The sequence below is a fragment of the Pseudoalteromonas sp. M58 genome, from assembly GCF_042604605.1.
Taxonomy (GTDB): Bacteria; Pseudomonadota; Gammaproteobacteria; order Enterobacterales; family Alteromonadaceae; genus Pseudoalteromonas; species Pseudoalteromonas tetraodonis.
This window is the reverse complement of record NZ_CP152391.1, coordinates 106,856-125,618: the sequence shown is the minus strand read 5'-3', so window position 1 is coordinate 125,618 and position 18,763 is coordinate 106,856. Positions and strand designations below refer to the sequence as shown.

The following is an 18,763-nucleotide window of genomic DNA, read 5'->3' as shown; positions in this document are numbered from 1 at the left end:
TTATTCCTTTTCATCGATAGCAACATGTGCTGCAGAAAACGGACGCATAGGGCGCTCAATTTCATCCATCTCATGTGGTGCACTCGCCTTTTCTATTCCGCCTTTAAACACTTTTAATAAGTAGTAAACACCAGAGCTGAATACGAGTGAATAAACGATGATATACCCAACTAAAGTAAATAGTGCCATACCGCCGGTTAGTGAAGGGGTTAGTCCTTGAGCATGGGTCATTTGACCATAAATCAACCAAGGCGCTCTGCCAGTTTCTGTTACTATCCAACCAGCTAAAACAGCAAAAAACGGGCTTAAACTCATTAATCTTAAGCCATTTAAAAATAAAGGCGATTTATAGTACTGTCCTTTTCTTCTTAAGATTAAGCCCCACAATGCAAACCCTATCATTAAAAAGCCAAGCGCAACCATGATTCTAAACGACCAAAATACAATAAATACTGGTGGCTGCTCTTCTTTGGACACTTCTTTAAGGCCTGGTACTTCACCATCCCAGTCATGAGTTAAAATGAAGCTGGCTAGTTTTGGAATTTTTACTTCAAAATGATTTGTTTGCTCTTCTTTATCAGGTATTGCAAATAGTAACAGTGGAACACCTTTTTGTGTTTCCCAGTTACCTTCCATTGCAGCTACTTTCATAGGCTGATATTTAAGTGTGTTAATTCCATGAAAATCACCTACAAGCGCTTGTGCCGGAGCTAAGAAAAGTAAAAACCATAATGCGATTGAAAGCGCTTTTCGGTTAGCTTCAAACTCTCTGTTTTTAAGCAGGAACCATGCGCTTACGCCTGCTACAACCAATGCCGCAGTTAAAAAAGAAGCCAAAGCCATATGTAGAAAGCGATATCCAAACGAGGGAGTAAACAATGCCTCAGACCATGAAGAAACATGATAAATGCCATTTACTAATTCTAATCCCTGAGGCGTCTGCATAAGGGAGTTAGCTGCAAGTATCCAAAAAGAAGATATAAATGTACCTAACGCAACCATACAGGCGGCGAATAGATGAACACCTTGTGGCACTTTATCTCTACCGAATAATAGTACACCTAAGAAGGCAGCCTCTAAAAAGAACGCAGTCACAACCTCGTAACTCAGTACTGGACCCAAAAAGTTTGCGGTTGCATAGGAGAAGTTACTCCAGTTAGTTCCAAACTGAAAGGACATGACGATACCGGATACAACACCAATACCAAATACGACTGCAAAAACTTGAATCCAAAATTTAGAGAGCCTTTGCCATATTGGATTACCCGTTTTAAATGATAAGAATTCAAAGCCAGCAATTGTGCTTGCCAAGCCTATAGTGAAGACAGGGAATATTGCATGGAAACACACAACAAACGCAAACTGTATTCGGGATAGTAAAAGTGGATCTAGTTCCATATCCATTCCTAATATTTTAAAAATTACGCTCTGATCTATTGACCTTAGCAGAATAAAATTTATTTAACTCACCAGTAATTCATAACAGTAAAAGGCTTTTAATAGCCTTTATTCCATTTTAATATATGCACCTTAAATTTTAATATAAGGATTATATTTGATCTGATCAAAAAATCAACTCTCAAATAAAATATATAATAAAAAATTCATTGTGCTAATACTAACCTCAGTACTGTTTACATTAATTAGTTGCTTTTAATTGTTTTATTAGTGTAAACGCGCCGCGAATATCACCCACATTAAATCCAATTGCTTTATCTTCAGGGTAATAATGCTGAATAACTTTTTTGACTTCAGGTTTGACTGAGGAGCCATGACAAGCCAAGCACAAACCGCCGGTTGGTATCGCTTTCATGTAACGAAAACTTTGTTCATCGTAACTCGACTTTGCCAATGTATTAACCTCAATACCTTGTTGTTTGAGTTTTTCAAAATCAACCAGTGTTTTTAGCTCCCATTGATCAGCCGTATTGCTGGTGTTTCTGGTGCGTAAGCTAGTACGACCAACAGACCAACCGTCAGTTGACAACTGCTCAGCTATTTTTGGTGCCTGCTCACTACACACTTTAACACCAGCGCTGAGCCCTCCTTTATTGATAGCTGACTTTAACTGCGACTTTAAACTGCTCGAGAATTCTTTTATTCGCTTTTGTGCTTCTTGCTCCAATACACTTTTATCATTTTCACCAAGTGATGTTGAATTTACAGCTAAAGGAGTAAAACCCATGATTAAAATTAAAACTAAGTAGTTTTTTAACATTACTCTTCCCTCTGAGCTCTTGTAAAATAGATTAACTATAAAAGTAGCTATAATTTTAAAGCTGATTTAGTGGTACTTTTAAATAACTTACACCGTTATTATCTGCAGGTGGAAAATTACCAGCCCTCACATTAAGTTGAATTGCAGGCAAAATAAGGCGCGGCATAGATAGCGTTTTATCACGTGTTTCACGCATTTCTATAAATTGCTCTTTTATTACGCTATTGTTGACATGGATATTAGACTCCTTTTGCTCTTTAACCGTTACGCTATGGCGATAATCTCGATCTTCGTTTGGGTAGTCATGGCATACTTGAATCGTTGTTTCATCCGGCAAAGCCAATACTTTTTTTATCGAGTCAAAAAGCTGTGAACTGCTCCCACCCGGAAAGTCACAACGCGCAGTTCCAACGTCCGGCATAAAAATTGTATCTCCAACAAATACAACACTTTCATCAATTAAATACGCCAAGTCGGCAGGTGTATGCCCAGGTGTATGCATTACTCGGATAGTAAGTTCACCTATATGAAATATTTCACCATCTTTAAATAATTTATCGAACTGAGTTCCATTTGGTAGAAATTCTTTTTCTAGGTTAAATAACGTTTTAAATGTTTTTTGGACCGTTTTAATATGTTCACCAATCCCAATTTTTGCACCAAATACCTTTTTGAAGAATGGAGCACCTGAAATATGATCAGCATGTGCGTGGGTTTCTAGCACCCACTCAAGATTTAGCTCATTTTTCTTAATATAATTCGCTATTTTCTCAACCCCCTCCTCTGAAGTGCGGCCAGACTTATAATCGAAGTCCAATACAGGGTCTATGACTATAGCTTTCTTTGTCTGTTTATCAAAAATGACATAGCTAAATGTTTCACTGTCTTGATCAAGAAATTCTTGTATCTCATAGTTTGTTTTCATAAATATTCCCTCGAAGTTAGCCCAAGGAGAAATCCTTGGGCTAACGTTTCATTAAACAGTATTAAAGAGATTTTTTACTAAAGTACCAATCAACGTAATCGTATCCTTTATCTTTACGACCAGCAGCGTCTTCAACGGTATGCGGTGGTGGTACAATAACTGGTTCGCCTTCTACCCAATTCTCTGGTGTAGCTACTGAATTTTCATCACTTGTTTGTAGTGCTTTAACTAAACGTAAAAATTCATTTACTGAGCGACCATTACTCATTGGGTAATAAACCATCGCTCGCATTACCCCCTCAGGGTCAATGATAAACGTAGCTCGTACAGCTGCAGTATCGCTTGCACCAGGTTGAACCATGCCGTAAGCATGAGCCACTTCCATTGAAAGATCTGCAATAATTGGGAAAGGTATATTCACACCAAAGTTTTCTTCAATGTTACGTACCCAAGCAATATGCGCATGAATACTGTCAATCGATAAACCTAATAATTCAGTATTCATCGCTGAAAACTCTTCTGCTGCATTTGCGAAACCCATGAACTCGGTAGTACATACCGGAGTAAAGTCTGCTGGATGCGAGAAAAGCACTAACCACTTACCTTTGTAATCTTCAAGTGTACGATTACCATGAGTTGTCTTCGCATTAAATGCAGGTGCTGGCTTGTTTAATTGTGGGAACTGTAATTGTCTTTCATTTTGTTCAGTCATAACATTCTCATAATTGATGTTTATCGTTTTGACAAGATCAATATCGCATAAGCATATAACTAAAAGCAATATCAAAAAACAGATTAACTTAATCAATATTATCGATGAAAAAGTAAGCTTTAAGAGTTAAAAAAGATTACCAACCTCGAAAAGTAAAACTCAATTTTATAAATTTAGTAAAGTATTCACCTTTTATATTAGAATAATCTAATATAAAGTACAGCTTGTTCTAAATAATTTTATTTCATGAGGAAATTAAAAAATGCAACCAAAAGAAATATCTGCAAATGAAGCTTTCATGTTAATTGAAAGGGAAGATGTAGGAATAATTGATGTTCGTGAACCAGCAGAACACATGACTTCACACATAGAGGGCTCTGAATTACTCCCTTTGAGTAAACTAAAAGGAGAAGATATTAAACATGAGAAAAGCGCTTATATAATATATTGCCAAAAAGGCGGTCGTGGTAAAAGTGCGTGTGAAAAGTTACTTGCCCATAACCCAGATTTGAATATATACAATATCAGCGGAGGCATAAATGAGTGGGTCAATGAAGGATATAATGTTCGTAAAGGTGAAAAATCAATTTTGCCACTAGATCGTCAAGTTCAATTATCTATAAGTACTCTAATTTTAGTGTTCTGTGCTCTTTCTTTAACAATTTCGACCGCTTTCATTTGGCCAATAATATTTATTGCAGCAGGCTTGTTTGTTGCTGGCGCAACCGGTTTTTGTGGTCTAGCAAGAATTATAGCATTGATGCCGTGGAACCAGAGAGTGTAATTAAAAACAAGTGCCCTCAATTACTGAATTAAAAAAGGTAAATTTTATGCGAATATTAACAGTCATCTTATTATTGGCTTCTACTATTAGTTTCAGTGCTTTTGCAGACGATAATAAGGCAGGCACTAAACCTAAGCTTTTATCATTTATAACATCTGACAACACACAAACTCAGTTAATGGGTATGGTTTTATCATTACAAGCTTTAAAACAAGGTGCTGAGGTCAATATCCTTTTATGTGGGCAAGCCGGCGATATTGCACTGATCGATGCTCCTCAATCAGTTTTAACACAGCTAAAGCCTAAAAATATGAGCCCACAAAGCTTAATGAAAAACATTATAAAAATGGGGGGAACAGTTCAAGTTTGCGCTCTTTATCTACCTAATAAAGGTGTTAAAAAAACTGATTTGATTGAAGGTATTACCCCTGCTTTACCTCCCCACATAGCTAAAAAAATGCTTGATGCTGAAACAAAAGTCATATCATTTTAATCACTGTGAGTAACTGATTCAGGCATTACGATTCGTATTGTCCTGAATCAACATAAATCTAGAGCGTGTAGATCCTCCAAGCTCTATTCTATTAGAAGCTATTCATGCTAAGTGTGTTTAGCTTTTTATACTGTTCTAATATGGTTATGTGTTTTCAAATTTTTTAGTTAGTGCAATTTGCTTTTTTGAGCCGTTTTTAAGATACTAAGTAAGTGCTGACGAGTTACGTAAAATCGTAGCACAAACCATAGCACGACAAAGTAACAACCTGTTTTTAAAGACTTTAATTGAAAACCTTATAACTGTCACAGTTAATGCATTTGCTGTTTATAAGTAAAGCCATGATTAAACTCTCTATTATGAAACAGCTTGTTTGAAAGGATTGCGGGTGTCTTGGTTTTCATCCAAGTTGCGCATCAGTATCGCGTGCTCTAAATCAATGTTGTCAGGCAGTGGAATTTTTACGATATGGCCTGAGCCTTTAGCATCAGTAATGCTTTCGCCTTTTTTGTTTTCCATACATTCAAGCACAAAGCTAATATTACCTTTTGGCGTCATTAATTCTAATGAATGGCCAACGCAAAATTTATTTTTTACATCTATTTCAACCAAACCATTGGCATTACGCCCTAGTACTTCGCCTACAAATTGCTGCTTGGTAGATACAGAGTGACCGTATTCGTAATTTTGATAATCTTGATGGGCGTGGCGTTTTAAAAAACCTTCGGTATAACCGCGGTGTGCAAGGTTCTCAAGAGTTTTAAATAAATCAGCATCGAATGGTTTACCTGCAACCGCATCGTCAATCGCTTTACGGTATACCTGTGCGGTACGGGCAACATAATAAAATGACTTAGTACGCCCTTCTATTTTTAGGCTATGCACCCCCATTTTTGTTAGCTGCTCTACGTATTGCACGGCGCGTAAGTCTTTTGAGTTCATGATATAAGTGCCGTGCTCGTCTTCAAATGCAGGCATATATTCACCCGGGCGACCTTGCTCTTCTAGCATAAATACATCGTTACTTGGTGCGCCTTCACCTAACGTAGGTATAACCGTTTTAGGGTCAATTTTATGTACCATTTCACCGGTTTCGTTTTCTGTACCAGGTTTAACATCATACTCCCAACGACATGCATTGGTGCAGGTGCCTTGGTTGGGATCGCGTTTATTAATATAGCCTGAGAGTAAACAACGCCCTGAATAAGCCATACACAGTGCGCCATGCACAAATACTTCTAGTTCTGTTTCTGGGCACAGAGCACGAATTTCGCTGATTTCTTCAAGCGATAGCTCGCGAGACAAAATTACCCGCTCAATACCTTGTTTTGCCCAAAACTGTACGCTTGCGTAGTTCACTGCATTGGCTTGAACCGACAAATGAATTGGCATATCAGGCCATTTTTCACGTACTAGCATAATTAACCCAGGATCTGACATGATCAATGCATCCGGTTTCATAGCAATCACCGGCTCTATATCACGTAAATACGACTTAACTTTTGCGTTATGCGGGGCAATATTCGACACTACATAAAACTTTTTATTCAGCGCATGTGCTTCGTTAATCCCTATTTGTAATGTATCTAAATCAAATTCGTTATTGCGCACTCTTAAACTGTAACGCGGTTGGCCGGCATAAACCGCGTCGGCACCATAGGCAAAGGCATAACGCATGTTTTTTAAGCTGCCTGCGGGGCAAAGTAATTCAGGTACAAATAAGGTTGAAGAAGAAACAGCTGACATGTGCGCTCCATACATCGAACCGGGTTCAAGCCGGTTGCATGAATAATTAAGGGAAATAAAGCGCGCAAGTATAATGAGATGGCAAAAGAGAAACCTTGATCAAGATCATCAAAATTTCTCTTCTGCGCTAATAAATGAAGAGCTGTAAATTTAAGTTATTTTTTACTGCTTAATTGGTTCGAGAATTGACTAACGGCATCAACAACTTGTTGCGCGCCTTTTTTAATATCACTCATTACATCACCAGATTCTTTGGAGAGCGCTAGACCTTGTTGCGCTTTATTTTTACCTTGCTCAATTACTGCAACGGTTGATTGAGTTAAATTTTGGTTTTGCTGTACAACATCCACGATTTCTTCGGTAGCTTTACTGGTTCTGGAGGCAAGTAAACGCACTTCATCAGCCACCACCGCAAATCCACGGCCTTGCTCGCCTGCACGCGCGGCCTCAATAGCCGCGTTAAGTGCCAATAAATTAGTTTGATCAGCAATACTGCTAATGCTCTGCACTATGCTCGCTATCAGTTGCGACTGTTTATCTAATGCTGAAATTTCTTGAGCAGCTTGCTCCATTTGTACCGACAATTCGTTCATAACCTGAACTGTTTTTTGTACCACTTCAGCACCTTTATCCGCGTTATTATCAGTTTCGATAGAAGTGCCATGCGCAATACTCGCCGCTTGCTCTGTAGCCAGTTCTCTTTCTACTTGGTCAGTGATCACTGTGGCAAATTTAACTACTTTATAGAGCTCATTTGCTTCATTAAAAATCGGATTATATGAAGCCTCTAACCAAACTACATGGCCGTGTTTATCAATACGTTTAAATCTGCTCGCAATAAACTCACCATTACGCAAACGTTGCCAGAAGGCCTGATACTCTTTACTACTCGCTTCTTGTTCGTCACAAAACATACCATGATGCTTGCCCACCACGTCTTGTCTTGAATAACTCATACTTTTTAAAAAGTTGTCATTAACACGTAACACCATACCTTGAGTATCAAACTCAATAACCGCTGTTGAACGATGCAATGCTTTGATTAAATCTTCGTTTTCTCTTGAACTCTCAATTATTTGTGTAAGCACAGTGCAATGCAGGGTTAAATACTCAAGCTGACCTTGCTCGTTTTTTATAGGATGTAAAATGCAGCGTAACCAATCTCGTTGTCCGTTTGGGTGGGATACTTGGATAGCGCCGGCAAAATGTTCTACTTTACTTAGCGCTTTTTGAAAGGCATGAAAATCCGCGTTATTTCTAGCATTTTCAGGAATGAAGTCTAAAATATTTTTATTAATTATTTTGTTATTTGAGTAGTTAAACTCTCGCTCAAAATTTTTATTTTGTCTTAAAATAGCACCTTGCTTATCAAGCTCTAACACCAGCATTTCACTGTCTAAGCTTTGCTTAACCTGCTCCCTTACAGAAAGCTTACTTTGTAAATCAGCGATTTAATTTTTTAAAGATTGGTTAAAAAACATATTGTTACCTTAGTGTTTAAATGTATCGGCATGCATATTGAGTCTATAAAAAGTGTACTATGAATAAAAAGTCTCACCACTTAAACAAAAGTATAGCTCATGTTTATAAACACATAGTAAACGTAAAAACATTGTTTTTAGTTCATAAATCGGGGTTAGCAAATTAAAAAAAGCAAGCAAGGTAGAATAAATTAGGTTTTTTTGACTAAAACGCGTATAATTCGCGCCCGTTAATATTCAACCTTTTATTTAAATTATTGGAGCACAAAGATGGCTTTAGAGCGTACTTTTTCAATCGTAAAACCTGATGCAGTTGCTAAAAACCACATCGGCGCAATCTACAACCGTTTCGAAACTGCAGGTCTTAAAATCGTTGCAGCTAAAATGGTTCACCTTTCACAAGAGAAAGCTGAAGGTTTCTACGCTGAGCACAGCGAGCGTCCTTTCTTTGGTGCTTTAGTATCTTTCATGACTTCTGGCCCAGTAATGGTTACCGTTCTTGAAGGCGAAAACGCTGTTCTTAAAAACCGTGAAATCATGGGTGCTACTAACCCAGCTGAAGCACTAGCGGGTACTTTACGTGCAGACTACGCTGATAGCATCGACGAAAATGCGGTTCACGGTTCTGACGCTGTTGAATCTGCTGCTCGCGAAATCGCGTACTTCTTCGCTGACGAAGAACTTTGCCCACGTACTCGTTAATTCGAGTTCACAGCTAACCCTGTGATGCAAAGTATGAAAAGGGCTTTCGAGCCCTTTTTTAGTCATTACGTAAAGTATTAACCGTTTATTTATGATGTTTTACTTAATGATTATAGTGGATGAATTGTGTACAATTCGCCCTTGTAAATTTTTACCATCACCGCCACCGATTGAGGTTGTTACATGACCGAGCAAAAAAAGATTAACTTATTAGATTTAAACCGAGATGCAATGCGAGAGTTATTTGTATCATTCGGTGAAAAGCCATTTCGTGGCGATCAGGTGATGAAATGGATTTATCATTTTGGCGTAGATAATTTCGACGAAATGAGCAACGTAAACAAAAAGCTAAAAGAAAAGCTTAAAAATGAGTGTGAAATCGTTGCACCTGAAATTTCAGTTCGCCAGCAAGCCAGCGACGGTACAATTAAATATGCACTCGTACTTGAGGGCGGCCAAGAAGTTGAAGCTGTTTGGATCCCAGAAAAAGATCGCGCCACATTATGTGTATCGTCTCAAGTGGGCTGTGCACTGGAATGTACTTTTTGCTCAACGGCACAACAAGGCTTTAACCGTAATTTAAAAGTGTCTGAAATTATTGGCCAAGTATGGCGTGTAGCCAAAGACATTGGCCTTGATGGAAACAGTGAAAAACGCCCTGTCACTAACGTCGTTATGATGGGAATGGGCGAGCCGCTACTGAATGTTAAAAACGTAGTCCCGGCGATGGAGCTGATGATGGACGACTGGGGCTTTGGTTTATCTAAGCGCCGCGTTACATTAAGTACCTCGGGTGTAGTACCTGCCCTTGATTTATTAAAAGAAAAAATAGACGTAGCACTGGCTATTTCACTTCACGCTCCTGATAACGCACTGCGTGATATTTTAGTACCGATCAATAAAAAGTACCCAATTGAAGAATTTTTAGCGGCCTGTCGTCGTTATATTGATGGCTCAAAAGCCAATAAAGATGTCACCATTGAATACGTTATGCTTAATGGCGTAAACGACAGTACCGACCAAGCACATGAACTGGTTAAAACGCTAAAAGGTACGCCATCTAAGGTAAACCTTATTCCGTTTAACCCGTTCCCAGGTAATGAGTATACGCGTTCAAGCAACAGCCGAATTGACCGTTTTTCAAAGGTATTACAAGCTGCGGGGATTACCTGTATTGTTCGTCGTACACGAGGGGACGACATTGACGCTGCCTGTGGTCAGTTAGCTGGCGATGTGGTTGATAGAACAAAACGTATGGCTAAAAAGAAAATGCGTGATGACAATGCAATTGCAGTAAATATTCACCAAGCCTAACTAAGTAACTCTGTGCCTTTGTGCCTTTGTGATAAATTGTTTATTTTTAAATAAATGATGCAACACAAAGGCTTTGAGGTAAGATAGAGGCTATGGAAATAAATAAAGAGACAAGGTAATGCGATCTTTACTTGCTTTAGCACTATCAACACTACTTTTAAGCGGTTGTGTGACTGAAAATAGTTACAACGGCAGTGACAAACCCGTCGTCGAAAATAAAATAAACAACGCAGGCGCAGCACGTACCCGCATTGCTTTGGCATTACAATATTTAAACACCGGTAATAATTCCCAAGCAAAATACAACCTTGAGCGTGCGAGCGAATATGCACCAAATCTTCCCGAAGTTCATTATTCTTTAGCCTATTACTACCAACAAGTTGGCGAAAATGCATTAGCCGACAAAGCCTATCAAAAAGCGTTGGCGATTAAGCCTGACGATCCGAACACCCTAAATAACTACGGTACGTTTTTATGTAGTATTGATGAGTATGATCGCGCGACCGATCAATTTTTAAAAGCGATTGAAATTCCTAGCTATATTCGTGTAGCACAAAGCTATGAAAATTTAGCCTTATGCGCCATTGAATTTAATGACTTTACCAATGCAGAAAGCTACTTTCAACAAGCGCTAAACCACAGCTCGCAACGCGCCTCTACATTAATAAGCTTAGCGGCTTTGTATTACGCAAAAAGTGACTTATATAAAGCCAGTACTTTAATAAAACGTTATGACGACACTGCACAGGTTTCTTCGCGAGCATTGTTACTCGGCTACTTGGTTAAACAACGCATGGGTAGAATAGAAGATGCTGAAAAAATTGCAGCTACCATTTTGCAAACGTACCCAAATAGTGTTCAAGCTAACGCCATTCGTGACAACCAATTAAGGCAAACAGAGTTTGAAGTGCTGCGAGAAAAGTACCGTCAAGCACAACTTGATGAATTACAAGAAAGCAGTAATAACAATCAAATTATTGTAGAGCCAAAAATAAAAATTATTCGTAAAAAAAGCCCAACATCTGCTGTAAACTCTGAAGATTCAGTAAAGTAAGCTGCAAAAAATACAACAGAGACACAAATACCTTTTTAAATTAGTAAAATAAGAGTAAAAACGAGTGTATCGATTGATATCGCTCGTTTTGCTGTAAACCAATTTAGCATTTCAGTGTGATTCAATGCTAAACTGCTATATGTTAGGTGCATTAAAGGGCTTTAAAAATAAAAACAGCAAAATTTTAAAAGGGCGATACTAACGTTTTTATAAAACCGCAGCTGATGATACCCTTTAAAAGCGTGCATTCTAGTAGCAAGAATAAACGAACACTAAAAAATAAAAACAAAGTCTTACTCTGGTTATTAAGCCAAAACATTAACTTTTACTCGTGGATCCAGACTCATACATATTATGAATGAAGATAATACACAACCGCAGAGCGACGAACCCTCTGTAGGACAAATACTAAAATCGCATAGAGAAAATGCAAATATCAGCATTGCTGAAATCGCCTCGCTATTAAAGCTAACAGAATCACAAGTTGAGCATATTGAAAGCGACGAGTATCATTTACTCGGTGCAAAAACGTTTGTTAAAGGCTATATAAAAAATTATTGTCGTACACTAAACATTGATAGCGCAGCTATTTTAGCGATGCTGCCGGCCTTTAGCACATCAGATAAACCGGTCGATATGCAAAGCTTTTCAAGGCGCACAGAAAAAGAAGCCCATGACAGCCGACTTATGACCGTAAGTTACTTAATTTTAGCTATCGTTATTGGTTCTTCTGCAGTGTGGTGGTGGCAAAATGCAATGCCTATTGATGAACAAACTAAAACTATTAATGCTAATAACTCGCTCATAACTCAACAGCAAGAAAACACCAAGCTGTTAGCTGAAGCCGCCGACGAGGCACTATTAAATGACATTGAATCTACAGAAGAAGTAGATTCTGCTTTACAAAATGAACAACAAACAATTCAAGCTGCGCCAGTTAATAATGCACAGAGCACCAGTGAGCCAAAAAACAGTGATTTAAGCACCATTTTTATGATGTTTAACGATGAGAGCTGGGTAGAAATTCACGATGCCAATGATGAAAAAATTGCTTTTGGTGTAAAAAAAGCAGGCTACGAAATGACCCTAACCGGAGTAGCGCCTTTTTCAGTGGTATTAGGCAAGCATGATGTTGTTCGTATTACCCTAAATGGTGAGCCAGTTGATATTTCGGCCTTTCCTAAAAACCGTTTAGCTAAATTTAAATTACCCTTAGCAGAGTAGTCGCTATGTTTTCAGAATCTCCTATAAAACGCAGAAAATCCACACGCATAAATGTGGGTAATGTTCCTATTGGTGATGGTGCACCTATTGCCGTGCAGTCGATGACCAACACAGATACGATGGACGTTGATGCCACTGTAGCCCAAATTCAAGCTATTCAAGATGCCGGTGCAGATATTGTTCGCGTGTCAGTACCTACCATGGACGCCGCTGAGGCATTTAAAAGTATTAAAGAGCAAGTGTCGATACCCCTTGTCGCCGATATTCACTTTGACTATCGCATTGCATTAAAAGTAGCAAAATACGGTGTTGATTGTTTGCGTATCAACCCAGGTAACATTGGCAGTGAAGAGCGCATTAGAGCGGTAGTTGATTCAGCGCGTGAGCATAACATTCCTATTCGAATAGGGGTAAATGGCGGCTCACTTGAGCGCGATTTACAAGAGAAATACGGCGAACCTACTCCAGAAGCCCTATTAGAATCGGCTATGCGCCACGTAGATATATTACGCCGTTTAGACTTTGATCAATTTAAAATTTCAGTAAAAGCATCAGACGTATTTTTAGCGGTAGGCGCATATCGCTTGCTCGCTAAAGAAATAGACCAGCCACTGCATTTAGGAATAACTGAAGCTGGCGGCATGCGCTCTGGCTCTGTTAAATCGGCCGTTGGTTTAGGGATGTTATTAGCAGAAGGCATTGGTGATACGCTGCGCGTATCTCTCGCTGCAGACCCAGTACAAGAAATAAAAGTTGGCTTTGATATATTAAAATCACTGCGTATTCGCTCGCGCGGGATTAACTTTATTGCTTGCCCAAGCTGTTCACGCCAAGAGTTTGATGTGGTGAGCACCATGAACCAACTTGAAGAACGTTTAGAAGACATTATTGAACCGGTTTCAGTGTCTGTAATTGGCTGTGTTGTTAACGGCCCAGGCGAAGCGCTAGTCAGTGATATTGGCCTTGCCGGTGCAAACCGTCGCTCAGGCTTATACATAAATGGCGAACGCCAAAAAGCCCGTATTGATAACAATAATATTGTTGATCAGCTCGAAGGCTATGTGCGCGATTTTATCGAGCAAAAGCAGCAACAAACACCAATCGATATAAAAATCGTAGAGTGATTTAAACGCCAGCAATATGCATTCAATTGACTTTTTTAGTAGCGGCATTCACAGCGCAGTACAAATTACATACACACCGCTATACTCGCAATTACCTTGTAGTTAGGGTTATAATGCGCGGTCGATTTTTTTAGTTTTACGTGGTTGCAGTCTAAGACTGCACATAAACAGATTTAGGATTTATCAGTGGCAAAACAAATTCAGGCAGTTCGCGGTATGAACGATTGCCTGCCAGGCGATACGCAAGTTTGGCAGAAAGTAGAGCACATTTTACGCGAGACCGTATCATCGTTTGGTTATCAAGAAATTCGTTTTCCAATTGTAGAATCAACCGACCTATTTAAACGCTCTATTGGTGAAGTAACCGATATTGTAGAAAAAGAAATGTACACCTTTGCCGATCGTAACGGTGATAATTTAACTCTGCGCCCTGAGGGTACCGCGGTGTGTGTACGTGCAGGTAACGAAAATGGCCTGTTATACAATCAAGAACAACGCCTTTGGTACATGGGCCCTATGTTTCGCCATGAACGCCCACAAAAAGGTCGTTACCGTCAATTTCACCAATTTGGTTTAGAAACCTTTGGTATTGCCAGCGCCGATATAGACGCTGAAGTTATATTACTCACGGCGCAACTTTGGGAAGCATTTGGCATAAGCGACCATGTACGCTTAGAGCTTAACTCATTAGGCTCAAATGAAGCGCGCGCGCAGTACCGTGATGCCTTAATTGCCTTCTTAGAACAACATACCGATGTACTAGATGAAGACTCTAAGCGTCGTATGTACTCTAACCCGCTGCGCGTTTTGGATACTAAAAACCCAGATATACAGGCAATATTAGTGGATGCGCCAAAATTATCTGAACATTTAGATACTGAATCAAAAGAACATTTTGAAAATTTATGTGAACGATTAGATGCCGCAGGCGTCAAATACACGGTTAATGAAAAGCTAGTTCGTGGCTTAGATTATTACAACCGTACTGTATTTGAATGGGTAACCGATAGCTTAGGTGCACAGGGTACAGTATGTGCCGGTGGTCGTTATGATGGCTTAGTTGAGCAATTAGGCGGTAAATCAACCCCGGCAGTTGGTTTTGCGATGGGATTAGAGCGCCTAGTTTTACTACTTCAAGCACTTGAATGTGTAGGTGACATACGCCGTAGTACTGATGTATATTTAGCAGCCATGGGCGACAAAGCCAGCATTCAAGCGCCTATTATTGCATCTACGTTACGTCGAGACGTACCTGGATTACGCGTTATGGTGCATGCTGGCGGTGGTAACTTTAAAAAACAATTAAAACGTGCTGATAAAAGCGATGCATTAGTCGCGGTTATTATCGGTGAAGATGAATTAGAGCAAGGCGTTGTGACCATAAAGTATTTACGTGAGCGTAAAGAACAAGTCACATTAGAACTAGAACAAGCTAAAGCGCTACTTGCAGAACTAATTAATAGTTAAAATTACATAAAGCGCAGCGAGTAAAGCGCTTTAATAGAGGTAAGCATGGAAATTTATTCAACTGAAGAACAACAAGCAGAAGCGATTAAACGCTTTTTTCGTGAAAACGGCCTATCACTTGCGTTAGGTGTAATTGTTGGCTTAGGTGGTTTGTACGGTTGGAAGGCCTACAACCAAAACCAAATAACAACAGCAGAGCAAGCATCTGATGCCTACACTAAGCTTGTTGAAAGTGATGACGTATTAGCCTCTGCTGATGCCTTCATCAGTGAAAATAAAGACACTCAGTACGCAACTTTAGCGGCATTTGTTGCTGCAAAAGAAGCGGTAGATGCACAAAAATTAGATGTAGCGAATGAAAAGCTAAGCTGGATTGTATCAAATGTCGATAACGCGCAGCTAAAAGCCATTGCCACTACGCGTTTAGCGCGTGTGCAAATTGCTCAACAACAATACGATGACGCATTAACTACATTAAATTCACCATTGCCAGAGGCATTTAATGCAAATATTGCTGAGTTAAAAGGCGATATTTACACTCAGCAAGGCAATAAAGAACAAGCACGCGTAGCCTACCAAGCTGCGGTTGATGCCGGTGGATTAACCAGCAATCCTCTATTACAAATTAAGTTAGATGACCTAGCAGTAACTAGCCCAGCGGCATAAGGTTTTAGGCATGAGAAAAATAACAACAGCAACGCTCGCCCTTTGTATAGCAACACTTATGGGCTGTTCATCAAGTGATGATGATGAAGAACTGGTACTTCCTGAAATAGCCAATCAGTTTGAAACAGAAGTTGTTTGGCAAGAATCAATAGGTAGCGGTGTAGAGCATTACTTCTCACGCCTATCACCAGCTGTTTATAAAGATACTGTGTATGTAGCGAGTCGCGAAGGCCAAGTAGAAGCGTTATCACTTGCCAATGGTGATACGCTTTGGGAAACCGATGTTCGTCATGATTTATCGTTTTGGCCTTGGAGCGATAACGATAGTGCAAAATTATCAGGCGGAATATTACAAGCTTATGGTAAAATCTATTTAGGTTCAGAACATGGCTATGTCATTGCCCTTGATCGTGAGACAGGTAAAGAGGTATGGCGTAAAAAAGTGCCAGGCGAATCACTGTCTAAACCTGCTGCAGGCGATGGTTTAGTGTTTGTTAATTTAGCATCAGGTAAGTTACTGGCCCTGCATCCTGATACGGGTGAAGAGCGCTGGAGCTTTGAGCAAGAAGTGCCAGCACTTACCTTACGCGGTCAAAGTTCACCAACCGTCGCTAATGGTGGTGTGTTGGTTGGCCTTGAAACAGGTAAGCTCAGTGTTTTAATTTCTGAGAGCGGCTACTCAGCGTGGAGCGCAGAAATTGCAGTAGCAAAAGGCGCATCAGAGTTTGAGCGTTTAGTTGATGTAGATACACAACCACTTATTAGTGGCCCGTTTGCTTATGCGATTGCATACAATGGTAACTTATCAGCAGTTGATATTCGTTCTGGTAATGTTGTATGGAAACGTGAATACAGCAGCTACCGTGAAATTGCCATGGATTTGCAAACAATTTACGTTGTTGATAGTAACGGCGTTGTTTATGCACTTGATAAAGATTCAGGCATTGAGCGTTGGAGCCAACCCGCTCTTCGTGGCTGGTACTTAACAGGCCCAGCGGTTGCCGGTAATTATTTAGCGTTAGGTGACCAAGAAGGCAATTTGCATTGGTTAAATAAAGACACTGGCGAGCTAGTATCTCGTGAAGACTTTGACAGCTCAGGTTTTTTTGTTGAGCCTGTTGTTGCTGACGATAAGTTAATTTTATACACCCGTGATGGTGAAGTTAGCGCGGTAAAAATACCGAACTAACTGTCTACTATTAGTGTAAGGCACTAATAGTTAATTATTTTTTGTAAGGCTTCGCACTGCGAAGCCTTTTGTTGTTTTTTAAAGAGGTAGTTTATGCTTCCCGTGATCGCTCTTGTAGGGCGACCCAATGTGGGCAAATCCACATTATTTAACCGTTTAACACGTACTCGTGATGCACTCGTTGCCGACTTTCCTGGCTTAACGCGTGATAGAAAATATGGCCAAGCAAATTACGATGGCTTTGAATTTATCGTGGTAGATACGGGCGGTATTGATGGCTCAGAAGAAGGTATCGAAACCGAAATGGCTGATCAGTCATTACTAGCCATTGAAGAAGCGGATATTGTTTTATTTTTAGTTGATGCTCGCGTAGGTATGACAGTGGCTGACCAAGCTATTGCTAACCACTTACGTAAGCAAGAGAAAAAGTGCTTTGTGGTAGCCAATAAAACCGATGGGATTGATGCTGACTCGAACTGTGCTGAGTTTTATCAACTTTCACTCGGTGAAGTTCATCATATCGCTGCCGCTCATGGTCGTGGTATTACTTTACTGCTCGAACAAACACTTCAGCCAGTTATTGCTGAACTTGCCGCACTTGATGAAGATGTAGCCGATGACGATGAAGAACTTATCGACTTATATCAAGAAGGTGAAGAAGATGACACAGATCACCAAGCGTTTGCCGACAAGCCGGTAAAGCTGGCTATTATTGGTCGTCCTAACGTTGGTAAGTCAACCCTTACTAACCGTATACTGGGTGAAGATCGCGTTATTGTATACGATATGCCAGGTACAACGCGCGACTCTATCTATATTCCGATGACCCGTAATGATAAAGAATATATTCTTATCGATACAGCCGGTGTGCGTAAACGCAAAAAAGTAAGTGACGTGGTTGAGAAGTTCTCAGTCATTAAAACACTACAAGCAATCGAAGATTGTAACGTGGTGCTATTAGTGGTTGATGCCCGCGATGGTATTTCAGATCAAGATTTAAGCTTATTAGGCTTTGCCCTTAACTCAGGGCGCTCATTGGTGATTGCCGTGAACAAGTGGGATGGCCTAGATAACTACGTTAAAGATCGTATTAAAACTGAGCTTGATCGTCGTTTGGGCTTTATTGATTTTGCCCGCTTGCACTTTATCTCTGCGCTACATGGTACGGGTGTTGGTCATTTATTTGAATCAGTTGACGAAGCGTATGAGTCGGCAACTAAACGTATAAGCACCGCTATGCTGCGTCGTATTATGGACATGGCACAAGCGGATCACCAGCCGCCACTTGTTCGCGGTCGTCGTGTTAAGCTTAAATATGCGCATGCTGGGGGTTATAATCCGCCGCGTATCGTCATTCATGGTAACCAAGTTCATGATTTACCTGATAGCTACAAACGCTACCTAATGAACTACTACCGTAAAGCACTTAAGATTATGGGTACGCCAATCAAAATTGAATTTAGAGAAGGCGATAACCCATTTGCAGGGCGTACTAATAAAGTAACCCTGTCGCAAAAACGTAAAATTCGTGCGTTTAGTAAAGAAAACCGCAATAAAAGCTAGGTGCTAGATGCTAGATGCTAGATGCTAGATGCTAGATGCTAGATGCTAGATGCTAGATGCTAGATGCTAGGTCAAAATTAAATAGCGTACAATAAAAGTAC

The 18,763-nt window shown here is 39.9% G+C and carries 16 protein-coding genes and 1 pseudogene; 11 read left to right on the top strand and 6 right to left on the bottom strand.

From position 1 onward, the window contains the following. The 4 genes from AAGD16_RS15895 to AAGD16_RS15880 all read right to left on the bottom strand — a co-directional run bounded on the left by AAGD16_RS15895 (nucleotide 1) and on the right by AAGD16_RS15880 (nucleotide 3,855). A complete protein-coding gene (locus AAGD16_RS15895; RefSeq protein WP_016899621.1) occupies nucleotides 1-1,398 on the bottom strand; it encodes a cytochrome ubiquinol oxidase subunit I in 1,398 nt (465 codons plus the stop codon). 241 nt (nucleotides 1,399-1,639) lie between these two features. Then, nucleotides 1,640-2,218: a DUF3365 domain-containing protein gene (locus AAGD16_RS15890; RefSeq protein ID WP_016899622.1), complete on the bottom strand. Its 579-nt coding sequence runs from the start codon at nucleotides 2,216-2,218 to the stop codon at nucleotides 1,640-1,642. A 55-nt stretch (nucleotides 2,219-2,273) separates the two neighbouring features. Beyond that, complete coding sequence (locus AAGD16_RS15885) at nucleotides 2,274-3,143, bottom strand: MBL fold metallo-hydrolase (RefSeq protein ID WP_290191183.1); 870 nt, start codon at nucleotides 3,141-3,143, stop codon at nucleotides 2,274-2,276. 61 nt (nucleotides 3,144-3,204) lie between these two features. Beyond that, nucleotides 3,205-3,855: a peroxiredoxin gene (locus tag AAGD16_RS15880; RefSeq protein WP_016899624.1), complete on the bottom strand. Its 651-nt coding sequence runs from the start codon at nucleotides 3,853-3,855 to the stop codon at nucleotides 3,205-3,207. A 262-nt stretch (nucleotides 3,856-4,117) separates the two neighbouring features. Between AAGD16_RS15880 and AAGD16_RS15875 the strand changes: the two genes are divergently transcribed. Both AAGD16_RS15875 and AAGD16_RS15870 read left to right on the top strand, forming a co-directional pair. Then, the gene (locus AAGD16_RS15875) at nucleotides 4,118-4,639 is read left to right on the top strand and encodes a rhodanese-like domain-containing protein (RefSeq protein WP_058155756.1); all 522 of its coding nucleotides are present in this window, start codon (nucleotides 4,118-4,120) and stop codon (nucleotides 4,637-4,639) included. A gap of 46 nt (nucleotides 4,640-4,685) precedes the next feature. Further along, a complete protein-coding gene (locus AAGD16_RS15870) occupies nucleotides 4,686-5,132 on the top strand; it encodes a hypothetical protein (protein WP_138687053.1) in 447 nt (148 codons plus the stop codon). 357 nt (nucleotides 5,133-5,489) lie between these two features. On the opposite strand, the gene yegQ is transcribed toward AAGD16_RS15870, so the two are convergent. Continuing rightward, the gene (yegQ, locus tag AAGD16_RS15865; RefSeq protein ID WP_024602632.1) at nucleotides 5,490-6,878 is read right to left on the bottom strand and encodes a tRNA 5-hydroxyuridine modification protein YegQ; all 1,389 of its coding nucleotides are present in this window, start codon (nucleotides 6,876-6,878) and stop codon (nucleotides 5,490-5,492) included. A gap of 155 nt (nucleotides 6,879-7,033) precedes the next feature. Next, nucleotides 7,034-8,329, bottom strand: coding sequence for a methyl-accepting chemotaxis protein (locus AAGD16_RS15860; protein WP_377115731.1), 1,296 nt, complete (start codon nucleotides 8,327-8,329; stop codon nucleotides 7,034-7,036). A gap of 300 nt (nucleotides 8,330-8,629) precedes the next feature. On the opposite strand from AAGD16_RS15860, the gene ndk reads away from it, so the two are divergent. From ndk to der, 9 genes and pseudogenes are all read left to right on the top strand, one after another. Continuing rightward, complete coding sequence (gene ndk, locus AAGD16_RS15855; protein WP_008111339.1) at nucleotides 8,630-9,061, top strand: nucleoside-diphosphate kinase; 432 nt, start codon at nucleotides 8,630-8,632, stop codon at nucleotides 9,059-9,061. Nucleotides 9,062-9,244: 183 nt separating this feature from the next. Then, on the top strand, nucleotides 9,245-10,375 hold the full coding sequence (locus tag AAGD16_RS15850) for a bifunctional tRNA (adenosine(37)-C2)-methyltransferase TrmG/ribosomal RNA large subunit methyltransferase RlmN (protein WP_010389431.1): 1,131 nt from the start codon (nucleotides 9,245-9,247) through the stop codon (nucleotides 10,373-10,375). A gap of 118 nt (nucleotides 10,376-10,493) precedes the next feature. After that, nucleotides 10,494-11,393: pseudogene (gene pilW / locus AAGD16_RS15845) on the top strand (type IV pilus biogenesis/stability protein PilW); the annotation flags it as partial. A gap of 390 nt (nucleotides 11,394-11,783) precedes the next feature. Continuing rightward, nucleotides 11,784-12,653 carry a RodZ domain-containing protein gene (locus AAGD16_RS15840; protein WP_036955299.1) on the top strand — a complete coding sequence of 290 codons (870 nt, stop codon included), beginning with the start codon at nucleotides 11,784-11,786 and terminating at the stop codon, nucleotides 12,651-12,653. Between the two features lie 5 nt (nucleotides 12,654-12,658). Then, on the top strand, nucleotides 12,659-13,777 hold the full coding sequence (ispG, locus tag AAGD16_RS15835; protein WP_013462930.1) for a flavodoxin-dependent (E)-4-hydroxy-3-methylbut-2-enyl-diphosphate synthase: 1,119 nt from the start codon (nucleotides 12,659-12,661) through the stop codon (nucleotides 13,775-13,777). Nucleotides 13,778-13,963: 186 nt separating this feature from the next. Further along, the gene (gene hisS / locus AAGD16_RS15830) at nucleotides 13,964-15,244 is read left to right on the top strand and encodes a histidine--tRNA ligase (RefSeq protein WP_013462929.1); all 1,281 of its coding nucleotides are present in this window, start codon (nucleotides 13,964-13,966) and stop codon (nucleotides 15,242-15,244) included. 45 nt (nucleotides 15,245-15,289) lie between these two features. Then, a complete protein-coding gene (locus tag AAGD16_RS15825) occupies nucleotides 15,290-15,910 on the top strand; it encodes a tetratricopeptide repeat protein (protein ID WP_013462928.1) in 621 nt (206 codons plus the stop codon). A gap of 10 nt (nucleotides 15,911-15,920) precedes the next feature. After that, entirely contained in the window at nucleotides 15,921-17,099 is a 1,179-nt protein-coding gene (gene bamB, locus AAGD16_RS15820; RefSeq protein ID WP_013462927.1) for an outer membrane protein assembly factor BamB, read from the top strand. Between the two features lie 93 nt (nucleotides 17,100-17,192). Beyond that, nucleotides 17,193-18,662 (top strand): ribosome biogenesis GTPase Der, encoded by a 1,470-nt coding sequence (der, locus tag AAGD16_RS15815; protein ID WP_010389444.1) that lies wholly within the window; start codon nucleotides 17,193-17,195, stop codon nucleotides 18,660-18,662. Nucleotides 18,663-18,763 lie beyond the last annotated feature (101 nt).

What these genes read in the sequence shown, in the direction of transcription:
- AAGD16_RS15895 (WP_016899621.1), bottom strand. Translation starts at nt 1,398, where the DNA reads ATGGAACTAGATCCACTTTTACTATCCCGAATACAGTTTGCGTTTGTT.
- AAGD16_RS15890 (WP_016899622.1), bottom strand. Translation starts at nt 2,218, where the DNA reads ATGTTAAAAAACTACTTAGTTTTAATTTTAATCATGGGTTTTACTCCT.
- AAGD16_RS15885 (WP_290191183.1), bottom strand. Translation starts at nt 3,143, where the DNA reads ATGAAAACAAACTATGAGATACAAGAATTTCTTGATCAAGACAGTGAA.
- AAGD16_RS15880 (WP_016899624.1), bottom strand. Translation starts at nt 3,855, where the DNA reads ATGACTGAACAAAATGAAAGACAATTACAGTTCCCACAATTAAACAAG.
- AAGD16_RS15875 (WP_058155756.1), top strand. Translation starts at nt 4,118, where the DNA reads ATGCAACCAAAAGAAATATCTGCAAATGAAGCTTTCATGTTAATTGAA.
- AAGD16_RS15870 (WP_138687053.1), top strand. Translation starts at nt 4,686, where the DNA reads ATGCGAATATTAACAGTCATCTTATTATTGGCTTCTACTATTAGTTTC.
- yegQ (WP_024602632.1), bottom strand. Translation starts at nt 6,878, where the DNA reads ATGTCAGCTGTTTCTTCTTCAACCTTATTTGTACCTGAATTACTTTGC.
- ndk (WP_008111339.1), top strand. Translation starts at nt 8,630, where the DNA reads ATGGCTTTAGAGCGTACTTTTTCAATCGTAAAACCTGATGCAGTTGCT.
- AAGD16_RS15850 (WP_010389431.1), top strand. Translation starts at nt 9,245, where the DNA reads ATGACCGAGCAAAAAAAGATTAACTTATTAGATTTAAACCGAGATGCA.
- AAGD16_RS15840 (WP_036955299.1), top strand. Translation starts at nt 11,784, where the DNA reads ATGAATGAAGATAATACACAACCGCAGAGCGACGAACCCTCTGTAGGA.
- ispG (WP_013462930.1), top strand. Translation starts at nt 12,659, where the DNA reads ATGTTTTCAGAATCTCCTATAAAACGCAGAAAATCCACACGCATAAAT.
- AAGD16_RS15825 (WP_013462928.1), top strand. Translation starts at nt 15,290, where the DNA reads ATGGAAATTTATTCAACTGAAGAACAACAAGCAGAAGCGATTAAACGC.
- bamB (WP_013462927.1), top strand. Translation starts at nt 15,921, where the DNA reads ATGAGAAAAATAACAACAGCAACGCTCGCCCTTTGTATAGCAACACTT.
- der (WP_010389444.1), top strand. Translation starts at nt 17,193, where the DNA reads ATGCTTCCCGTGATCGCTCTTGTAGGGCGACCCAATGTGGGCAAATCC.